At 42.7% G+C, this 3,053-nt stretch carries 5 protein-coding genes; 1 reads left to right on the plus strand and 4 read right to left on the minus strand.

Annotated elements, in window-relative coordinates:
* Window positions 1-386 (plus strand): IS200/IS605 family transposase (gene tnpA, locus BB781_RS14795; RefSeq protein WP_094229231.1); only part of this gene is annotated, 386 nt, incomplete at its 5' end.
* 137 nt (window positions 387-523) lie between these two features.
* Here tnpA and BB781_RS14800 read toward each other — a convergent pair.
* The 4 genes from BB781_RS14800 to BB781_RS14815 form a co-directional block, all read right to left on the minus strand.
* A complete protein-coding gene (locus BB781_RS14800; protein ID WP_094229232.1) occupies window positions 524-1,699 on the minus strand; it encodes an aminotransferase class I/II-fold pyridoxal phosphate-dependent enzyme in 1,176 nt (391 codons plus the stop codon).
* Between the two features lie 32 nt (window positions 1,700-1,731).
* On the minus strand, window positions 1,732-2,223 hold the full coding sequence (locus tag BB781_RS14805; RefSeq protein WP_094229233.1) for an Lrp/AsnC family transcriptional regulator: 492 nt from the start codon (window positions 2,221-2,223) through the stop codon (window positions 1,732-1,734).
* Window positions 2,224-2,279: 56 nt separating this feature from the next.
* Entirely contained in the window at window positions 2,280-2,654 is a 375-nt protein-coding gene (locus BB781_RS14810) for a 30S ribosomal protein S8e (protein ID WP_094229234.1), read from the minus strand.
* 150 nt (window positions 2,655-2,804) lie between these two features.
* The coding region (locus BB781_RS14815) for a zinc ribbon domain-containing protein (protein ID WP_129582594.1) at window positions 2,805-3,053 on the minus strand (249 nt) is incomplete at its 5' end.

The raw sequence follows: 3,053 nt of genomic DNA on the forward strand, positions 1-3,053 counted from the left end.
AATATCGAAAACAGGTTATGAACGATGAATTAAAGGAATTTCTTGATGACCAAATAAGAACAATTGCTGATTCTGAGGAATGGGAAATTCTTGAACTTGAAGTCATGCCTGAACATATCCATCTTTTCATATCTACACAACCATTCATAGCACCTACTGATATTGTTAAGATTATGAAAGGAGTTACTGCAAAGAGAGTGTTCCAGAAATTCCCTGAATTACGAAAAAAAGAATTTTGGGGAAATCATCTTTGGTCACCAACTTATTATGTTGGAACTCATGGTCAAGTGTCTGCTGAAACAATTAAGAAATACATAAATGGTAGTTCCAATGGGGGACGTAATTCATCCACCTGTTCCAGTTCAGAGAACTGGAACTCCCATTAAATCTACTATTTAATGTGAGTTTGAAAACGGTGGTCTTCTTACTCCAAATTGATAAAATAGAGGCTATCATTTAAAAGAAACATGCTGCTAAAAATATGGAATAGATGAATTCCATGCCATACTCAAAATAAGCCCCTTCACAGCCCATCAACGAAAGTCCCCATCCTTTCCAGAGCCTTCCCGATGTCCTCCCGGGATGTAGCGTAGGAGCACCTGAGGAAGCCTGTGCCGGCCTCACCGAACACATTACCCGGTATGGTGACGACCTTCTGTTCACTTAAGAGGCGTTCTGCAAATTGATCAGAAGTTAAGCCTGTGTTCTTAATAGACGGGAAAGCATAGAATGCACCTTTAGGCTCAAAGCAGTCAAGTCCAATCTTGTTCAGCCCACTTACGATAAGGTGACGGCGACGATCGTAGTCACGGACCATCTTCTCCATTTCATTCGTGCCGTTGCGCAGGGCTTCGATGGCACCGATCTGCGCGGTGATCGGAGCACATAGCATGGAATACTGATGAATCAGCATCATGGCACTGATGACTTTTGGAGAACCCATTGCATACGCCATCCTGAAACCGGTCATTGCATAAGCCTTGGAGAAACCGTTCAACAGAATGGTCCTGTCCTTCATTCCATCAAGAGAAGAAAAACACGTGGGATTACCATCATATGTAAGACAATCATAGACCTCGTCAGATATGACCATTATATCATGCTCACAAACAATATCAGCGATAGCCTCAAGGTCCTTTTTGCCCATGGTAGCACCGGTAGGATTGTTAGGATAATTAATAATAACCGCCTTGGTCTTATCAGTTATAGCTGCCTCCAGCTCTTCAGGAGTCAGCTTGAAATTGTTTTCCAGCTTTGTGGAAACAACCACAGGCATACCACCTGCAAACATCACAGAAGGCACATAGGCCACATATGAAGGCTGGACGACAATAATCTCATCGCCTGGATTGGTGATGGCACGGATTGCAATATCAAGAGCTTCACTGACACCAGAAGTTACCAGAATTTCCGAAGCCGGGTTGTAGTCGACCCCGAACTTCGTGGAAAAGAGAGTTGATATCTCCTCCCTGAGGTCAATAAGACCATAATTTGAAGTATATGAGGTTTCACCACATTCCAGGGAATGGATGCACGCTTCCCTTATATGCCAAGGAGTTACAAAATCAGGTTCACCTACACCAAGAGAGATTACATCATCTATCTCCGATGCAAGATCAAAATAGCGGCGTATGCCCGATGGAGGCACTTTTTTCATTACATCCGCTACAAATTCCGAAGGGTTGCATGCTTTTCTCATACATTATACATCCTATGTGATCTGACTAAGGATCAGGGAGTTACCGGTAAACGTGTAACATGATCCTGCTCGTAGAGAATAACACCATCCTCTTTATAGGTTTTCAGGACAAAATGAGTTGTTGTATGCTGGACCTGTTCAAGAGTGGAGATCTTCTCAGCAACAAAGAAAGCAACTTCCTTCATTGATTTACCACATACGGTCAGTGAGAGATCATACTGCCCCGAGAGCAGCCTCACAGAGCGCACCTCCGGAAACTTGTACAGGCGTTCTACAAGGGCCTGGTATCCAAGTTTTCTCTCAAGGGTCACCTTCAGCTCGATGATGGCATAGACATACTCGTCACCTGCCATATCCCAGTCAATAACAGTCTTATACTTGCGGATAACACCACCCTCTTCCAGATCCTTTATCTTCTTGCTGACCTCATCAGCAGTAAGTCCTGTAAGGGTAGCGATCATCGCGTGACTTGTCCTTGCGTCCTCTTCAAGACATTCCAATATATGACGTGTTTTATCATCCATATATAGTAACCCCATAAATACCAGACAATCAAATCAAAAATTAAAAAAGTGCCCGATTATTCGAGCAATACTGCATTCACTACACCATCCTGTCCCGGACGGCTTGTGATCTTTGCGCTACCAAGAGGGGTCTTGATAACTGAGCCTTTTGTAAGGATGTTACGCCTGACATAGTGCGCATTTGCAACGTTTCCGGTAACTGTTTCAATGGTGGTCTTCTGGGTCTTGCCCTGTGAGTCTGTCACGTTTGCAACATTGCACTGAAGAAGCCTTACTTTCCGGTTCCCGCCTCTGGTTGCAACGTTCTTCCTCTTTGTCTCGTTGATGTGAGTGTCAGCTGATTCGCGACCAACCTCGTATTTTCTCTTACCACGAGCGGTTTTGATCTTAGCACCTGTATATGTTCTTCTGGATCTGCCTTGCCATTTCATGATATATCCTCTTATAATTATTATGTTAGTGTGAATGAATTACTATCAGTAATCCCAGGTCAAATCTGGTATGATTTATGGACGTTCCTTTAATATTAAGATGCTATATGAACTTTTCGAGTGACCTTAATATGACATTCCTAGCGTGAACTACCATCCTATGAATAGAGTGGCTTCTTGCTTCATCATCAAATCTATTGATTTAATTCCACAAGCTTGAACTGTAGTTCCTACAGCACGATTTAGAATATTAATAGCAGCATTATGGTCACGGTCAATAACTAATCCGCAGTGAGGGCAATTATGTATTCTCACCGCTAATGATTTTTCGACTTTTTGACCACATTTGCTACAAAGTTGTGATGTATTACATGGATTGACTAATTCTACAAACTTACC

The sequence above is a fragment of the Methanolobus psychrotolerans genome (assembly GCF_002243045.1).
Lineage (GTDB): Archaea > Halobacteriota > Methanosarcinia > Methanosarcinales > Methanosarcinaceae > Methanolobus > Methanolobus psychrotolerans.